At 69.9% G+C, this 14,624-nt stretch carries 14 protein-coding genes and 2 pseudogenes; 10 read left to right on the top strand and 6 right to left on the bottom strand.

The window, feature by feature from the left end:
* Positions 1-144 precede the first annotated feature (144 nt).
* The 4 genes and pseudogenes from RUMESO_RS26270 to RUMESO_RS09740 all read left to right on the top strand — a co-directional run.
* Positions 145-342: pseudogene (locus RUMESO_RS26270) on the top strand (cold-shock protein); the annotation flags it as partial.
* A gap of 141 nt (positions 343-483) precedes the next feature.
* Positions 484-684 (top strand): annotated as a pseudogene (locus RUMESO_RS27085) (cold-shock protein); the annotation flags it as partial.
* Positions 685-817: 133 nt separating this feature from the next.
* Positions 818-943, top strand: a complete 126-nt coding sequence (locus RUMESO_RS27790) for a hypothetical protein (RefSeq protein WP_281177552.1) — start codon at positions 818-820, stop codon at positions 941-943.
* An 82-nt stretch (positions 944-1,025) separates the two neighbouring features.
* A complete protein-coding gene (locus tag RUMESO_RS09740; RefSeq protein WP_037279948.1) occupies positions 1,026-1,250 on the top strand; it encodes a hypothetical protein in 225 nt (74 codons plus the stop codon).
* A gap of 490 nt (positions 1,251-1,740) precedes the next feature.
* Here RUMESO_RS09740 and RUMESO_RS09745 read toward each other — a convergent pair whose 3' ends face one another.
* The 6 genes from RUMESO_RS09745 to RUMESO_RS09770 form a co-directional block, all read right to left on the bottom strand.
* Positions 1,741-2,589 (bottom strand): sugar phosphate isomerase/epimerase family protein, encoded by an 849-nt coding sequence (locus RUMESO_RS09745; protein WP_037279949.1) that lies wholly within the window; start codon positions 2,587-2,589, stop codon positions 1,741-1,743.
* A 36-nt stretch (positions 2,590-2,625) separates the two neighbouring features.
* The gene (locus RUMESO_RS09750) at positions 2,626-3,687 is read right to left on the bottom strand and encodes an ABC transporter ATP-binding protein (protein ID WP_037279950.1); all 1,062 of its coding nucleotides are present in this window, start codon (positions 3,685-3,687) and stop codon (positions 2,626-2,628) included.
* A 56-nt stretch (positions 3,688-3,743) separates the two neighbouring features.
* The gene (locus RUMESO_RS09755; protein WP_037279951.1) at positions 3,744-5,192 is read right to left on the bottom strand and encodes an extracellular solute-binding protein; all 1,449 of its coding nucleotides are present in this window, start codon (positions 5,190-5,192) and stop codon (positions 3,744-3,746) included.
* 16 nt (positions 5,193-5,208) lie between these two features.
* Positions 5,209-6,225 (bottom strand): carbohydrate ABC transporter permease, encoded by a 1,017-nt coding sequence (locus tag RUMESO_RS09760; RefSeq protein WP_037279952.1) that lies wholly within the window; start codon positions 6,223-6,225, stop codon positions 5,209-5,211.
* Positions 6,225-7,112 carry a carbohydrate ABC transporter permease gene (locus RUMESO_RS09765; protein ID WP_037279953.1) on the bottom strand — a complete coding sequence of 296 codons (888 nt, stop codon included), beginning with the start codon at positions 7,110-7,112 and terminating at the stop codon, positions 6,225-6,227. Before RUMESO_RS09765 ends, RUMESO_RS09760 begins: the two co-directional genes overlap by 1 nt.
* Positions 7,113-7,256: 144 nt before the next feature.
* Complete coding sequence (locus tag RUMESO_RS09770) at positions 7,257-8,765, bottom strand: xylulokinase (protein WP_037279954.1); 1,509 nt, start codon at positions 8,763-8,765, stop codon at positions 7,257-7,259.
* Between the two features lie 339 nt (positions 8,766-9,104).
* Here RUMESO_RS09770 and RUMESO_RS09775 point away from each other — a divergent pair, with 339 nt between their 5' ends.
* From RUMESO_RS09775 to RUMESO_RS09800, 6 genes are read left to right on the top strand one after another with little or no spacing between them, the layout of a single operon-like run.
* Complete coding sequence (locus RUMESO_RS09775) at positions 9,105-9,731, top strand: glucose-6-phosphate isomerase (protein ID WP_037279955.1); 627 nt, start codon at positions 9,105-9,107, stop codon at positions 9,729-9,731.
* Entirely contained in the window at positions 9,728-10,015 is a 288-nt protein-coding gene (locus RUMESO_RS09780) for a beta/alpha barrel domain-containing protein (RefSeq protein WP_082483586.1), read from the top strand. Before RUMESO_RS09775 ends, RUMESO_RS09780 begins: the two co-directional genes overlap by 4 nt.
* On the top strand, positions 10,012-10,959 hold the full coding sequence (locus tag RUMESO_RS09785; RefSeq protein WP_037279956.1) for a shikimate dehydrogenase family protein: 948 nt from the start codon (positions 10,012-10,014) through the stop codon (positions 10,957-10,959). Before RUMESO_RS09780 ends, RUMESO_RS09785 begins: the two co-directional genes overlap by 4 nt.
* A 5-nt stretch (positions 10,960-10,964) precedes the next feature.
* Positions 10,965-11,735: an NAD(P)-dependent oxidoreductase gene (locus RUMESO_RS09790; RefSeq protein ID WP_037279957.1), complete on the top strand. Its 771-nt coding sequence runs from the start codon at positions 10,965-10,967 to the stop codon at positions 11,733-11,735.
* Positions 11,722-12,585, top strand: coding sequence for an MBL fold metallo-hydrolase (locus RUMESO_RS09795; RefSeq protein WP_037279958.1), 864 nt, complete (start codon positions 11,722-11,724; stop codon positions 12,583-12,585). Before RUMESO_RS09790 ends, RUMESO_RS09795 begins: the two co-directional genes overlap by 14 nt.
* Complete coding sequence (locus RUMESO_RS09800; protein WP_037279959.1) at positions 12,582-13,466, top strand: SIS domain-containing protein; 885 nt, start codon at positions 12,582-12,584, stop codon at positions 13,464-13,466. The genes RUMESO_RS09795 and RUMESO_RS09800 overlap by 4 nt, the downstream gene beginning before the upstream one ends.
* The last annotated feature ends 1,158 nt before the right edge of the window (positions 13,467-14,624 follow it).

The following is a 14,624-nucleotide window of genomic DNA, read 5'->3' on the forward strand; positions in this document are numbered from 1 at the left end:
CATCCTGGGGCCAGAAGGACGTGGCGAGGCCGGGGACTCGTCCACGAGGGCGGAGAATCGCATGCCGTGCGGCCGAGCCGCCGACCTGACTTGTCCTGCGTCGCCCTTGTGCTAATGGCGGCGGGTGATTCCTGGAGACTCAATATGGCGCGCGGCACGGTCAAGTTCTTCAACTCGAGCAAAGGCTTTGGTTTCATCTCGCCCGAGGATGGCAGCCCGGACGTCTTCGTCCATGCCTCGGCCCTGGAACGGTCGGGCATCCGGTCGCTCAACGACGGGGATCAGGTCACCTTCGATGTCGAGGAGGATCGCCGCTCCGGGAAGCTCGCGGCAACCGACCTGCGGGTGACGGGATCCGGCGGGGCGTCCTCGGGCCGGTCGGGCTCGCGGTCGTGGGACGACGGCTCCCGCGGCCAAGGCGGCTTCCAGCGCTCCTCCGCCCCCCGTACCTCGGGCGCCCGCTCGGCCGGGGGCAGCGGCCGGGGCACGGTCAAGTGGTTCAACTCCGCCAAGGGCTTCGGCTTCATCCAGCCCGAGGACGGCAGCGAGGACGTCTTCGTCCACATCTCCGCCGTGGAGCGCGCGGGTCTCCGCGACCTGCCCGAAGGCACGGTCGTCAGCTACGACCTCGAGCAGGGCCGCACCGGCAAGACCTCGGCCGTCAACCTGCGCCTCGGCGACTGACCGGCCGGGGACCACGCCTTTTCCCCGAACCCGTGACATCGCCGCTCCGACGCGCGACGGACTCAGGCTCCTGGTCCGTTGAGGCCCTGTCCCCCGCAGGCATCCTGCGGGGAGCAAGGCGGGAAGGCGCAGGATGACCTCGACGAAGAACCGTATGCCGCTCCGAAGGGAGCGGCACCTTTGGGATGGCCTCATTCCGGCCGTGGCCGTCGCGCTGCCGATGCTCTTGGGGCTGTTGCTCGACGGCCGCATCTTCTGAGGCAATCGCTCTCCACGGCGTTCCGAATGTGGCCGCCCTCGGGTCCCTGGCATACGGGCGACACAAGGCCGAAGCGGCCCCGATGACGAGCAGCGACAGGCCCTGGCAGATGAAGCGGGCACGGATGATCCACGGCAATCCCTCCAGGCTTCACGCGGCGACGGCCTTGGCCTGCGCCAGCTTGGCCTCGGCGCAGCTCTTCGTGTCCCGACTGGACCTCGGACCCTATCTCAATCAGGCCCGCAGCGTTCCCTGGAGCGGGCTGGCGATGGTGGTGGGGTCGAGCCTTCAGCGCCTCGCGGCCTGAAAGAGCCCTCGCCAACGACTGGCACGCGCTCCGGCGCGACATATGGATGCGGGCCCAGTCTCCCTCTGCCCGAGGAAGAGGTGCTCGCTCGTGCCGCCCCCGCGCTGGAGGTCACGTCCGTCACTGTGCGGGAACAGGCCACGCACCCGCTCGGGCCGGCCATTCGACAAGGCCGCGGCCACCACCCGACGAGAGGTCGCCCCGTCGCCACGGCCTGCCAGAAGCGGCAGGGACTCTCACGCTGCCGGACTGATGGCAGCCCGGGCGAGCGCTGTCCGCTTCGAGCCGATTCGCCTGAACGACGCCCCTAGGCCCCGATCGCGCCCTCCCGCATCAGATCGTCGCGGCGACGGGCCGAATCGATTTGGAGGACCGCGCCCGGTGACCCGAACGCCGCGAGGCGCGCCCGCGAGGGCGCGGATCATTCGACCGCTCTAGCTGGTGGCCGAAGGACGTTGGCTCCACCCCTGGTGACCCGCACCCCATGCAGTCAGACCAACCTGTACTGCTTAGCCTTGTTGCGCAGGAAGGGCAGGCCCCTGTCCATGACCTCCTCGAAGCTCTCGGCCACGGGGCGCCAGACGGCGAGGCCGTAGCCGATCTCGGGCGGCATGTTGATGAAGCTCTCCATCGCGAGGCCGCCCTTGAAGCCGATGGCGGCGAGTGTGGCGAAGACTTCGTCCCAGTCGCAGGTCCCCTCGCCCGGCGTGCCGCGGTCGGACTCGCTCAGGTGGATGTAGCGGAGGTGCTCGCGCGCATCCAGGATGCCGTTGCCGACGCCCTTCTCCTCGATGTTCATGTGGTAGGTGTCGAGGTGGATGAAGATGTTGTCGGCCCCTACCTTCTCGATCATCCACTTGGCCTGCGCGGCCGTGTTGACGAGGTGGTTCTCGTAGCGGTTCACCGGCTCGATGCCGAAGGCGATCCCGAGCTCCCTGGCGTAGCGCGCCGCCGCCTCCAGCGCACGCGCGATGTTGTCGTACTCCCCAGCGGTGGGCGGCACGCCGGTGCGCTGGCCGATCCCGCCGTAGGTCACGCCCGAGAGCGCCTCGGCGCCCAAGGCGGCGGTCACCTCCAGCGCCTGCCTGAGATGCTCGATGGCGCCCTCCGGGTTGACGCTGGCCCAGTTGCGCTCGGGCAGGCCGAGCGAGCAGACGGCGCGCATCCCGTGCTTCTCCAGCAGCGCGCGGGTATGCGGCGCGTCCACGGCGGGGGCGTTGAGGAGCGCGATCTCGATGAAGTCCATCCCGTAGGCGCTCGCCGCCGGAATCGTCCGCTCCGCGCCCGCCCGGTCCCAGTTCATGGTCCACATCGAGGTGTGGACGCCAAAGCCTTGCATGGTGCTATCCTTGCCTGTCGATGGGGCGTGACGGACCTAGAGGCGCCCTTCCGTCACGGGGTCGAAGAAATGGGCCTGCGTCATGTCCACCGGCACGACGCAGGGCTCGCCGGCGCGCACGGGGAAGCGGGGGTCCACCTGAGCGGTGACCCGCTCGCCGCCGACATGGCCCAGGACCAGCGTGTGCGGGCCCAGGGGCTCGATGGCCTGCGGCTCGAGGGTGAGCGACGCCTGGTGTCCCGAGGGGCGCATGTGCTCGGGCCGGATGCCGAAAAGGACCTGTCCCCTCGGCCCCAGGCGGGTCGCCTCCTCCGGCGGGAGGGGCAGGACCTGCCCCCCGACACGGACCGCGCCGCCTTCGACCCGGGCCGGCAGGAAGTTCATCGCGGGCGAGCCGATGAAGTTCGCGACGAAGCGGTTCGCAGGCCGCTCATAGAGCGTGATCGGGTCGGCGGCCTGCTCGATGACCCCCGCCCGCATGACCACCACGCGGTCGGCCATGGTCATGGCCTCGACCTGGTCGTGGGTCACGTAGACGGCCGTGGTGCCGAGCCGGCGCTGGAGGAGCTTGATCTCGGTCCGCATCTCGACGCGGAGCTTGGCGTCGAGGTTCGACAGCGGCTCGTCGAAGAGGAAGACCTGCGGATGGCGCACGAGGGCGCGCCCGATGGCGACCCGCTGGCGCTGCCCGCCCGACAGGTTCCGGGGCTTGCGGTCGAGGTAGGGATCGAGGCCCAGGAGGCGCGAGGCCTCGCCCACCCGTTCGGCGATCACCGCCTTGTCGGTGCCGTGGACCCGCATGGCGTAGCTGATGTTCTCGCGCACGCTCATGTGGGGGTAGAGCGCGTAGTTCTGGAACACCATGGCGATGTCGCGCTCGCCCGGCGCGGCGTGCGTGACGTCGCGGCCGTCGATCGAGACGCGGCCCGAGCTCACCGCCTCGAGCCCCGCGAGCATCCGCAGCGTCGTCGTCTTGCCGCAGCCCGACGGGCCGACGAGGACGAGGAACTCGCCCTTGGCGATGTCGAGGTCGAGAGGCGGGATGACGGTCGCCGTCCCGAAGGACTTGGTGACCTGCCTCATCTCCACGTGCGCCATGAAGGTCTCCGTTCAGGACCTCCGGGCCGGATGGGCCGGCCCGGAGGCGGTTCAGGTCAGTTCTCGAGCGGCGGCAGGCCGACCGAGGCGCGATAGGCGGCGAGCTGGGTGTCCCGGCCGAACTCGTCGGTCAGCCGGTTCCACTCCGCCGCGATGTTGTCGAGCGCCGCCTGCGGCTCCTCCTCGCCCGCGAGGGCCTTGGACAGCTCGATCTCGAGCACCTCAGTGTAGCTGAAGAACCCGGGCAGCCGGAGGTCGAGTGCCACGTTCGGGGCGTCGAGCGAGGCGCGCTGGGCCCCGAGGTAGCTCTGGGCCTCCTCCGGCGTGAAGATCGACGACCAGGCGTCGAGGTTCTCGTAGTGGGAGAAGCGGTAGGGGTTCACGCCCGAGTTCGCCGTGACGATGGCCTTGCCCGAGACCGCGGGGCTGGTCACCTCCTTGACGAAGTCCCAGGCCGCCTCCTGGTTCGCGCTGTCGGCGGGAACGCCGAGCTGCCAGCCGCCGAAGGCCAGGAAGGGCGAGTGGACCACCTCGGGGAAGGTGTCCCAGGCCTGGGTCTTGGCGTTCCAGATCTCGGTCGAGCCGGGCAGCATCGCCGTGCGGACGGTGTTCTCGGCCGCGTCGCCGCCCTCGGTCGCGCGCAGCACGCCCGAATCCGCCCAGTCGACGTTCATCGCCACCGTGCCGCCCGCATAGAGCGGACGCACGTCACCCGAGCCGTTGTTGAGCGCGCCGGGCGGGTTGAAGTCGAGGGCCTTCTTGTACTCCTCCAGGGCGCGCAGCCAGCCCGGGTTGTTGATCTGGGCATCCATCGTCTCGGGGTCGAAGAACATGGAGCCCGGATAGTTCGGGTTGTTGGTGTAGGCCGCCGCGTGGCTGAAGAAGTACCAGAACTGCTGGCCGCCGCGCTTGTAGGCCTCGGCGGTGCCGTAGAGGTTCTGGTCGGGCCGTGTGAAGAACTCGGCCTGGTCGAGATACTGCTGCCAGGTCTCGGGCGCGGCGAGGGGGTAGCCGTACTTCTCCTGGAAGGCGGCCTGCTCCTCGGGGTTGTCGAGGAGGTCGGCACGCAGGTTGAGGAGGTGCATGTCGCCATCCATCGTGGCCGACTTGATCTCCCCGTTCCAGGTCATCAGCCGCTCGCGGTAGACGGGGTGGATGTCCTCCCAGTCGGAGCCGGCCTGGAGCTCGGCCGGCATCGTGCTGAGGAAGGGCGCGAAGTCGGGCAGCCAGGCCGGCACGAAGCCGATCACGTCGAAGTCGCCGGTCTGCTGCGACATGGCCGTCAGGAACTTGGGATAGAGCTCGCCGAAGGGGAACTCCACGACGTTGACGGTGCCGCAGGTCCGGGCCTCCCAGCTCTCGGCGGCGGAGGCGAGCGCCGAGGCGATGGCCGGGCCGTTCTGCGTGGACACGGTCAGCGTCACGCCGGTGAAATCGGGCTCGCAGGCGAGCGCGGGCCCAGCGATGGCCACGGCCAAGGCCGTGGACAGGTGAAGTCTCGTCATGTTCGTCCTCCCTTGTTTATTTTATCGAACCGGTAAGAAGCCCCGACCGCATCATGCGGCCGAGGATCGTCGCCACCACGACCATGGGCGCGATGGAGAACAGGGCCGCGACCGCGATGGCCCACCATTCGTCCCCCCGGCTCGAGTTCTGGCCGGCCAGCAGGATCGGAAGGGTCTGCCATTTGCCCGAGGTCAGGAGCAGCGCGAACAGGAACTCGTTCCAGATGAAGGCGAGCACGATCATCGAGGTCGCCACGAGGCCCGGCCGGGCCATCGGCAGCACGACCCCGAAGAAGATGCGGAAGCGCCCGATGTTGTCGACGAGGGCGGCCTCCTCGACCTCGACCGGCACCGTCGCCAGGAAATCGCGCATGAGCCAGACCGCGAAGGGCAGCCCGAAGGCGGTGTAGGCCAGCACGAGGCCCGGGAAGCTGTCGGTGAGCCGCAACCCGAGCTTGTTGACCTCGGTGTAGAGCAAGTAGAGCGCGAAGGCCGAGACGATGGGCGGGAAGATGCGCTGCGAGACGAACCAGAACGTGACGTCGTCGTTGCCCATCACCGGCCCCGGGAGCGGCAGCCGGTTGGCCAGCACCGAGACGACGAGCGCCACGACCAGCACGATCCCCAGCGCATAGGGCACCCGCATTCCCCAGAGGCCGTGCAGAAGCAGGAAGCCCCCGATCGCGATGATCGCGAAGATCACGCCTGCCAGGAGGCGGATTCGGAACTCGAACCGCACCAGGGCATAGGCGGCCATGGCGCCGAGGAGCACGGCGAGCGCGGTCGCGGTGATCGACACGAGCACCGAGCTGACGATCGGCGCCCAGAAGTCGCCCCGGAGGCCCGCGAAGGCGTCGCGGAAGGCCTGGAGCGTCGGCTGGAAGTCCACCCAGGGGATATAGGTCGGCCCCTGGCTCACTGCGAGGGGCGGCTTGAAGGCCGTGACCAGCACGAAATAGAGCGGAAAGATCGAGAGGAAGAACCACAGGAGCGCCAGGACGAGCCCCGTGCGGCGATAGCCCCGCCCCTCCATCACGCGTATCTCCGGGTGAGGCGCTGCGCGAGCGCGAGGTAGATCGTCCCGAACACGACGACGACCACGAGGAAGGTGAAGCTCAGCGCAGAGGTCATCCCGATGTTGAACTTCTTGAAGCCCTCGTTGTAGGCGAAGAGCGTCAGCGTCTCGGTCGAGATGCCGGGCCCGCCGCCGGTCAGCACGAAGACCGTGTCGATGACCTTGAACCCCTCGATCAGCCGGATGAACACCACGGCGACCGAGATCGGCAGCAGCATCGGGAACGTGATGTCGCGGAAGCGGCGCCAGGCCGAGATGTTGTCCACCCGCGCGGCCTCGAACACTTCCTGTGGCAGGCTCTGGAGCCCGGCGAGCATCAGCAGCGTGACGAAGGGCGTCCACTGCCAGACCTCGACGATGATGAGCACCGCCATCGCAAGGTTGGGCTCGGTCAGGAAGGGCACGTTGCCGACCCCGATCGCGCGCATGAGGTCGTTCACCGGACCCAGGTAGGGGTGAAAGATCATCCGCGCGATCAGCGCCACGCCCACGGGGGCGAGGAACATCGGCAGGAGGAAGGTCACGCGGTACAGCGACGACCCCGGCACGTTGTGGTGCAGCGCCAGCGCCAGCGCGAACCCCAGGACGTACTGGAGGATCACCGACAGGACGGTGATGACGGCCGTGGTCCACATCGAGCCCCAGAAGCGGGCCGACTGCAGGATCTCGGCGTAGTTCTGGACCCCTACGAAGCGCGGCGGCGTCGGAGGCACGATGCGCATCGTCTGGAAGCTGACGGTGAGCGCGTAGATCAGCGGGAACAGTGAGATCAGCAGGACCAGGAGGAACGCCGGCCACAGGAAGGCGTGCTTGATCCGGTCACGACGCGCGGCTGCGGCTGTCATGCGATCTCCCCCCGGTCGACGATGCGCCAGCGACGTCGCCCGTTCAAGCGCCAAGGCCATCCGGTCCAGGTCATGCCGACCACTCTCACGCCGAAGCCCCGCGAACGCGGCCGCAACGATGTCCGGGGCTCAGGGGCCAAGGCGTCATCGCGGTCCCCCAGCCAGGCGATCGAGGTCGTCGTAGAGGTCCTGGGAATGCTGGTGGATCCTGTCGAAGACGGGCTGCATGTCGGCGTAGCGGTCGGCCCAGGCCGGGTCGGGCCGGACCTCGCGGGCGTGGCGCACGGTGCGGGCGGCGGCCTCGGGCAGGTCCCGGGCCCGCCCCAGCGTCACCTCGCAGAGCGTCGCGCAGCCGACGAGGCCGCATTCCGGCTCCTCCGGGATGAGGATGGGACGGCCGTAGATCGCGGCCTTGATGCGGAGCCACAGGTCGGCCTTGGCGCCGCCGCCGCTGGCGACCAGCGCCTCGGGCCGGGTGCCGGTCGCCTCCTCCATGACGCGCAGGTGCCGGTTCACGGCGAAGCCCACGCCCTCCAGCACCGCCCGGTGAAGGTGGGACAGGCCATGCCCGGCCGCGAGGCCGAAGAACTGCGCCCGGCTGTTGCGATGCGCGCCGAGCCTCTCGCCCGTCAGGTAGGGCAGGAAGAAGAGCGCGTCGGACCCCGGCGGAGCGGATTCGGCCAGCGCCACGATCTCGGCATAGTCGAGGTCGTTGGCGTGGAAGGCCCGGCGCGCCCAACGGGCCGCGTCGCCGCCGGACTCCAGGAGGACGAAGGCCCCCCAGTTGCCCTCGGGCGTGCCGACATTGCTTATCTCGGGGTCGAGGATCGGCCGCTCCGCGATCAGCGTCACGATGCAGGAGGTCCCCGCCACCTCGGACGCCATGCCGGGCCGGCACACGCCCGAGCCCAGCAGCGCCACCGGGTAGTCCGCCCCGCCCACGAGCACCGGCGTGCCCCGAGGAAGGCCCGTGGCCCGTGCCGCGCCCGCGGTGACGGACCCCAGGATCTCAGTCGGCAGGCGGATCGGCGGGAGCTTGGAGCCATCGAGCCCCAGCCGGTCGAGCATCCTGGCGGACCACCGACCCGTCGCGGCGTCCATCAGGAAGGAGCAGGCCGCGTCGGTCCAGTCCATGGCCCGCTCGCCGGTCAGGCAGAGGTTCACGTAATCCTTGGGCATCAGGACGTGGGTCGTCCGTTCCCAGGCCTCGGGGTCGTGGTCGCGGAGCCACTGCAGCTTGAAGGCGGGCCAGGCCGGCGTGGGCGGATTGGCCGTCATGGAGAGCCAGTCGTCGAGGCTCTCCTCGGATTCGAAACGGCGCACGTAGTCGAGCGTGCGCTTGTCGTTCCAGAGCGGAACGGCCTCGCGCGTTGGGCGCCCCTCCGCATCCACGAGCACGGTGCCGTGCATCTGCCCGCAGGCGGCGACCGCCTGGATGCGCCAGCCCTTCGCGCGGGCCTCGGCGGTCACGTCACGGAGAGCACCGCAGGCGGCGGCCCACCAGTCGGCCGGACGTTGCTCGGACCAGCCGTAGGCGGGCACGATCTGATCGTAGGCACGTGCGGCAACCGTCAGCACACGGCCGTCAGGGGACATCGCGGCCGCGCGGGTCGATCCCGTGCCGACATCGAGGGCGACGGTGCAGTCCATCATGCCCGTCCGCCACCGCGGCGGGCGTCCCGAACCGAGGAAATCGTTCCCCGGCTCCCGAACCGCCCGGCGACCGGGATCGGGCAAAGGCACCGCGCTCCGGGTGCATCAACGTCCCCTCGGCCCACCAACACACCTCCCCGCGCCCCGCCATGGGAGCGACGGCCGGTTCGTTGCCGGCCGACATCTTTGTAGGCTAAATACAGGAAATCTACCCGTCAACTCTGATTGCAGTCATCCGTCCGACCATGTCGCCATAATGGTCCTTGATGGAGGGCCTGCTCTTGGGGCATACCGGCAGCTATATGTAGTAATACTACAAAAATGTCAGGTGAGGATCACATGACCCTTCAGGAACCCCGACTCTGCCAGGTGTCGGTGGGCGCTGGTCTCCTGGGCAACGCGGACGGCCATTACCAGAAGCGATTCTCCGACCTCCGCGGGCTCTATGCCGATTCGGCCGCCTTCGGGCGCCTGCTCGAGGAGAGGGGCCAGGAGGTGGCCTACGAGGTGACGTCCTACACCCCCGGCTCCCGCGTCAGCGACCTCATCCTCGGCGTCACGCGCATGGAGCCCGGCAAGGTGGGCGACGAATACTTCCTGACCCGGGGTCACATCCATGCCCGGGGAGACCGTCCCGAGATCTATTACGGCCAGGCGGGGCATGGGCTGATGCAGATGGAGAGCCCGGACGGCGAGGTCCGCATCCTCGGGATCGGCCCGCAGAGCATCTGCTACGTGCCGCCCTTCTGGATCCATCGCAGCGTCAACCTCGGCCCGACCGACCTCGTGATGATGTTCGCCTATCCAGCTGATTCCGGGCAGGACTACGGCATCATCGAGCGTTCCGGCGGGATGCGGGTCCGCATCCTCGACGACGGGCAAGGGGGCTGGAAGCAGGTCGAGAATCCGGCCTGGCAGCCCCGCTCGGCCTCCGAGATCGCGGCCATCCTGGGAGGCGCGGCATGAGCGCGCCCTTCGATGCCCTGGCCGGGATCGCGGTCGTCCCGGTCATCGCCATCGAGAGCGTCGACCATGAGGTGCCGCTGGCCGACGCCCTGCTGGAGGGCGGCCTCCCCACCGCCGAGATCACGTTCCGGACCGCAGCCGCGGCCGAGGTGCTGGCCCGGCTGCGGGACCGCAGGCCCGAGCTCCTCCTTGGGGCCGGCGGCCTCCGCCACGGCCGGGTCGAAGCCGGGCGCGAGTCCGTAGACCGCGTCGCCCTCGCCCGCGCCAGGGAGCTCCGCTCATGACCTACGTCCCCTGCGACCGTCCCACGCTGCACTTCATCGGCGTGACGACGTCCAAGAGCAGCATCATGAAGGTCTTTCCGGCCTGGGCCGAGGCCCTTGGGCTGGGCGACGCCGCGATCCGGGGCATCGACTTCGCCCCCCATTCGGACCCGGCCGCCTACCGCGAGGCCGTGGCCTTCATCCGGGACGATCCCATGTCCCAGGGCGCGCTCGTCACCACCCACAAGATCGACCTCTTCCATGCATGCCGGGACATGTTCGACGAGGTCGACCACTTCGCCGACCTGATGGGCGAGACCTCCTGCCTCTTCAAGCGGGGCGGCAGGCTGGCCTGCCACGCCAAGGACCCGATCAGCTCGGGGCTGGCCATCGACGGCTTCCTCGCGCCCGATCACTTCGCGCGGACCGGCGGCGAGGTGCTGTCCATGGGGGCCGGAGGATCGACCATCGCCCTGACCTGGCACCTGATGCAGGCGCGCCGGGACCGGCCCTCACGCATCCTTGTGACGAACCGCTCGCAGCCCCGGCTGGACGAGATCCGGCACATCCACGAGCGGATCGGCAGCGACATCCCGGTCGGCTACGTCCTCGCGCCCGAGCCGGAGGCGAACGACCGGGTGCTTGAGGGGCTGCGTCCCGGGTCCCTGGTCATCAACGCGACGGGACTGGGCAAGGACGCGCCGGGCTCGCCGCTGACGGACGCCGGGCGGTTCCCCGAGGGCGGCGTGGCCTGGGACCTGAACTACCGGGGCGATCTCGTCTTCCTGCGGCAGGCCCGGGCGCAGGCGGCCGACCAGGGCCTCCAGGTCGAGGATGGCTGGACCTACTTCATCCACGGCTGGACCCAGGTCATCGCCGAGGTCTTCGGCGTCGCCATCGACACCGGGGCCGAGAGCATCGCGGAGCTGACGCGCATCGCGAACGCAGCGGCCAAGGCGCCGTGACCGCCATGGACAGGATCCTCGTCACGCCGCGCTCCCTGACCTCGTCCCCGCCGCCCGCGCTGGACCGCCTGCGCGACGCCGGGTTCGATCTGGTCTTCTCAACCCCCGGCGCGACCCCCACGGAAGCGGAGCTCCTCCGCCTCGTCCCCGGCTGCGTAGGGTGGCTCGCGGGGGTGGAACCCGTGAGCGAGTCCGTCGTCGCCGCAGCCGACCGGCTCAGGATCATCAGCCGCAACGGCAGCGGGGCGGACAACCTTCCGGCATCGGCCCTCCGGGCGCGCGGCATCCGGGTCGCCCGCGCCATGGGAGCGAACGCCACCGGCATCGCGGAGCTGACGGTCGGCCTGATCCTCTCGGCCTGCCGCCACATCCCCGAGACCTCGACAGGCATCCGCGCGGGCGGCTGGCCGCGCCTCGTGGGCCGCGAGGTCGAGGGGACGACCGTGGGGATCGTGGGCCTGGGCGCCATCGGGCGGCGCGTCGCGCGGGTCCTGGCGCGGCTGCCCCGGGGCGCCATCGTCGTGAACACGGCCCGCGCCGGCTTCGTGGACGCGCCGGGTCTCCTCGCCGCGCTGGACGGCGGCCGGATCGAGGCCTACGCGACCGACGTGTTCGCGACCGAGCCGCCCGCTGGCGATCCGCTAGCCGCCCACCCACGCGTCCTGGCGACCAGCCACATCGGCGCGCTGACCGAGGGCAGCGTCACCCGTGCCACCGAGGCGGCGGTGGAGAACCTCCTCCTGGCGCTTCGCGCCCCCGCCCATGCGCCTGGCTGAGGCGCCGCTGCCCGGTCCTCTGGCGGCCCACCTCGCCGAGCCGCCGGGGCGGGCCCCGAGCCTCGTCTGGCTCGGGCAGGCGGGGTTCGTGATCGACGGAGGCGGGCACCGAGTGGTCATCGACCCCTATCTCTCCGACAGCCTGGCCGAGAAGTATCGCGGCACCCGGTTCCCACACCGCCGCATGATGCCGGCCCCCGTCGCCCCCGGCGGCATCGCCCATGTCACGGCGGTGCTGGCGACCCATGCGCACACGGACCACCTCGACCCCGGGACCCTGCCCGCTCTCCTCGCCGCGAACCCGGATGCGGTGCTGGTCGCCCCCGCGTCAGTGGCCGAGACGGCCCTTGCCCGCTCCGGGATCGCGCCCGGCCGCCTGCGGTCCATCGACGCGGGAGGGACTCTGCACCTGAATCCGGACCTGATCGTCGCCGCCACGCGGGCCGCGCACGAATCGCTGGAGACGGACGACCAGGGACGCCACCGCTTCCTGGGCCTCGCGATCCGCTGCGGGGGGGCGACCCTGTTCCATTCCGGCGACACGATCCCCTTCGAGGGGCAGGTCGAGGAGGTGCGCGCGCTCGGCGCCGACCTCGCCCTCCTGCCGGTCAACGGTCGCGACGCGGAGCGCCGGGCCAATGGCGTCCCCGGGAACCTGACCGTGGCGGAGGCGCTGGGCTTGGCGCGCCGGGCCGGCATTCCCGCAGTCGTGGCGCATCACTTCGACCTCTTCGACTTCAACACCGTCCCGAGGGCGGAGGTCGAGGCCGTGGCGGCCCGCACGACCGACATCCGGCTTGCGCCGGCCCGAACCGGCGTCATCTATCGGCTGGAGGAGGACGGGCGATGAACGTCGGCGAACTCGATCTGGCCGGCGCCCGCAACGTGCTGGAGGTCATCCGCGCGGTGCAGGCCGACCTGCGCAAGTCCGAGCGTCGGGTGGCCGAGGTCGTGCTCGCGGACCCGCAGCGGGTCCTCGGCTCCACCATATCCGAGACGGCCGAGATGGCCGGCGTGAGCCAGCCCACGGTGATCCGCTTCTGCACGGCCATCCGCTGCGACGGCTACCAGGACTTCAAGATCCGGCTGGCCCAGAGCCTCGCCCTGGGGACGTCCGCGACCCACTCGGCCATCGCCGAGGAGGACTCCCCCGAGGAGGTGGCCTCCAAGATCTTCGACTACACGATGACTTCGCTCGACTGGGCGAGGCACCGGCTGGACATGGTCGCCGTGAACGCCGCGGTGGACCTCATCCTCGGGGCGGACCACCTCGAGTTCTTCGGCTTCGGCGCCTCGGCCATCGTCGCGCAGGACCTCCAGCAGAAGTTCCCGCTCTTCGGCATTCCGTGCAGCGCCACCATGGACAGCCACCAGCAGATCATGGCGGCCTCCATGATGCGGCCCGGCGGGGTCGCGGTGGCGATCTCCAACACCGGGGCCACCCGCACCGTCGTGGAGCTGGCCCGCCTCGCGCGGGAGCAGGGGGCCAAGGTCATCGCCGTGACCGGATCCATGGAGTCGGCCCTCCTCAACTACGCCGACGTGGTCATCAACGTGGAGACGCTCGACAATACCGACGTGTTCACGCCCACGACGAGCCGGATCGCCGCGCTGGTCGTGGCCGACATACTCTCGACCCTGGTCGCGCGACGACTTGGGAAGGCGCATAACGAACGCCTCGTCCGGATGAAGCGCCTGTTGGCCCAGATGCGTCGGCATGAAGGGTTCTGAGCGCCGTCGCGCGTCGAAGGCCGACCGAACCCATCTCTGGACCCGGCCCTGGCGCGGTGGTGGTCGCGTCCCCCATCATCGCGAAAGCGGCGCGGGCGACAGTGGGTGTCGAAGGCGACGGTCCGGCCCAGGGCCTTGAGCCAGCAGCACTGGCCGCTGAGCCTCGTCCGCGCCTCGGGCGCAAGCATGGCGGGGGGCGGCCCTGGACAGGGAAAGGGCCCGGTGCTCCATGCACCGCAAGGCGCGACGTTCCAGGAGCACCGCCTCCGGAGCAGGCCTGCCGAGGTCGGCGCGCCTGCTTCAGCCGCTCGTTGAGGGCGACGGCAAGGATCACGATGGCGCCGTGGAGGCGATCCGAAAACGGCTTCCTTGACCCATGGCCCGGATCGACCTCGGCGGCATGGCCTTCGCCCCGACGCCGCCATTCGCCCGGCCCCGCCCCGCCGAAAGGGACGCCCCCCTACCCCACGGCCGGTCCCCGAGCCGATCGCCAGCTCCCATCCAGGTGCCCAGTGATCCGACAGCACTCAGATCCCCCTCGCCCGAGGCGCGTCGGGCGGCAGCCCCCGGGATCGCAGGACGGCCCCGAGGCCGGAGCCCCGGACGCACCACCGCGCCGGAGCCGACGCATCCCGGAGCCCAGGTGCAGCCCAAAGCCGTGAGCGCAAACGGCCACCCGGCCGGTTACGACCCATGACGTCCCAGCTTGCTCACGGCTTCGGAGTGGTAGCGGAGGAGCGTTCTGGTCATTCCCCGACAATCCGCCTGCTCAAGATTGTCGTTTAGGAAAGTCCTATCGCAAGAGGGGCCCGGAGGGATGCCGATCGGCCAAGCACATGCCATGATGGAGGCGAACGTCGCTCGCCAACTCAGAGGCTTGGGGTGTCCGCGCCGGGCAGGCGTCCGAGGCGCTGAGGCCGGCCTCGGGTCGCGTCCGGGCGGTTCCTGGCGTTTGCCGACGCCGCGCTTGCATCCGGCTGACTTCTAGTCCGTCTGCAACCAGATCGGAAAGGTTATTTCGAACGACCTCCTGTGTCGATTCGGTTGAACTCGACACCGCCTCAACGGTTGGAAGCCCCAGTCTTTGGCGGTCGGGGACAGCTTGTGCCATCCACTCTATGAGCCATTCCATCGGTCTGACCGAGGCATCCACGCACT

Origin of the sequence: Rubellimicrobium mesophilum DSM 19309 (assembly GCF_000600335.2) — a bacterium.
In the GTDB taxonomy this organism is placed as follows: Bacteria; Pseudomonadota; Alphaproteobacteria; order Rhodobacterales; family Rhodobacteraceae; genus Rubellimicrobium; species Rubellimicrobium mesophilum.

Bases quoted from the DNA above. Each gene is read 5' to 3' on its own strand.
- RUMESO_RS09775 (WP_037279955.1), top strand. From the start codon at position 9,105: ATGACCCTTCAGGAACCCCGACTCTGCCAGGTGTCGGTGGGCGCTGGT.
- RUMESO_RS09785 (WP_037279956.1), top strand. From the start codon at position 10,012: ATGACCTACGTCCCCTGCGACCGTCCCACGCTGCACTTCATCGGCGTG.
- RUMESO_RS09770 (WP_037279954.1), bottom strand. From the start codon at position 8,765: ATGATGGACTGCACCGTCGCCCTCGATGTCGGCACGGGATCGACCCGC.
- RUMESO_RS09760 (WP_037279952.1), bottom strand. From the start codon at position 6,225: ATGGAGGGGCGGGGCTATCGCCGCACGGGGCTCGTCCTGGCGCTCCTG.
- RUMESO_RS09745 (WP_037279949.1), bottom strand. From the start codon at position 2,589: ATGCAAGGCTTTGGCGTCCACACCTCGATGTGGACCATGAACTGGGAC.
- RUMESO_RS09795 (WP_037279958.1), top strand. From the start codon at position 11,722: ATGCGCCTGGCTGAGGCGCCGCTGCCCGGTCCTCTGGCGGCCCACCTC.
- RUMESO_RS09780 (WP_082483586.1), top strand. From the start codon at position 9,728: ATGAGCGCGCCCTTCGATGCCCTGGCCGGGATCGCGGTCGTCCCGGTC.
- RUMESO_RS09790 (WP_037279957.1), top strand. From the start codon at position 10,965: ATGGACAGGATCCTCGTCACGCCGCGCTCCCTGACCTCGTCCCCGCCG.
- RUMESO_RS27790 (WP_281177552.1), top strand. From the start codon at position 818: ATGACCTCGACGAAGAACCGTATGCCGCTCCGAAGGGAGCGGCACCTT.
- RUMESO_RS09750 (WP_037279950.1), bottom strand. From the start codon at position 3,687: ATGGCGCACGTGGAGATGAGGCAGGTCACCAAGTCCTTCGGGACGGCG.
- RUMESO_RS09765 (WP_037279953.1), bottom strand. From the start codon at position 7,112: ATGACAGCCGCAGCCGCGCGTCGTGACCGGATCAAGCACGCCTTCCTG.
- RUMESO_RS09755 (WP_037279951.1), bottom strand. From the start codon at position 5,192: ATGACGAGACTTCACCTGTCCACGGCCTTGGCCGTGGCCATCGCTGGG.
- RUMESO_RS09740 (WP_037279948.1), top strand. From the start codon at position 1,026: ATGACGAGCAGCGACAGGCCCTGGCAGATGAAGCGGGCACGGATGATC.
- RUMESO_RS09800 (WP_037279959.1), top strand. From the start codon at position 12,582: ATGAACGTCGGCGAACTCGATCTGGCCGGCGCCCGCAACGTGCTGGAG.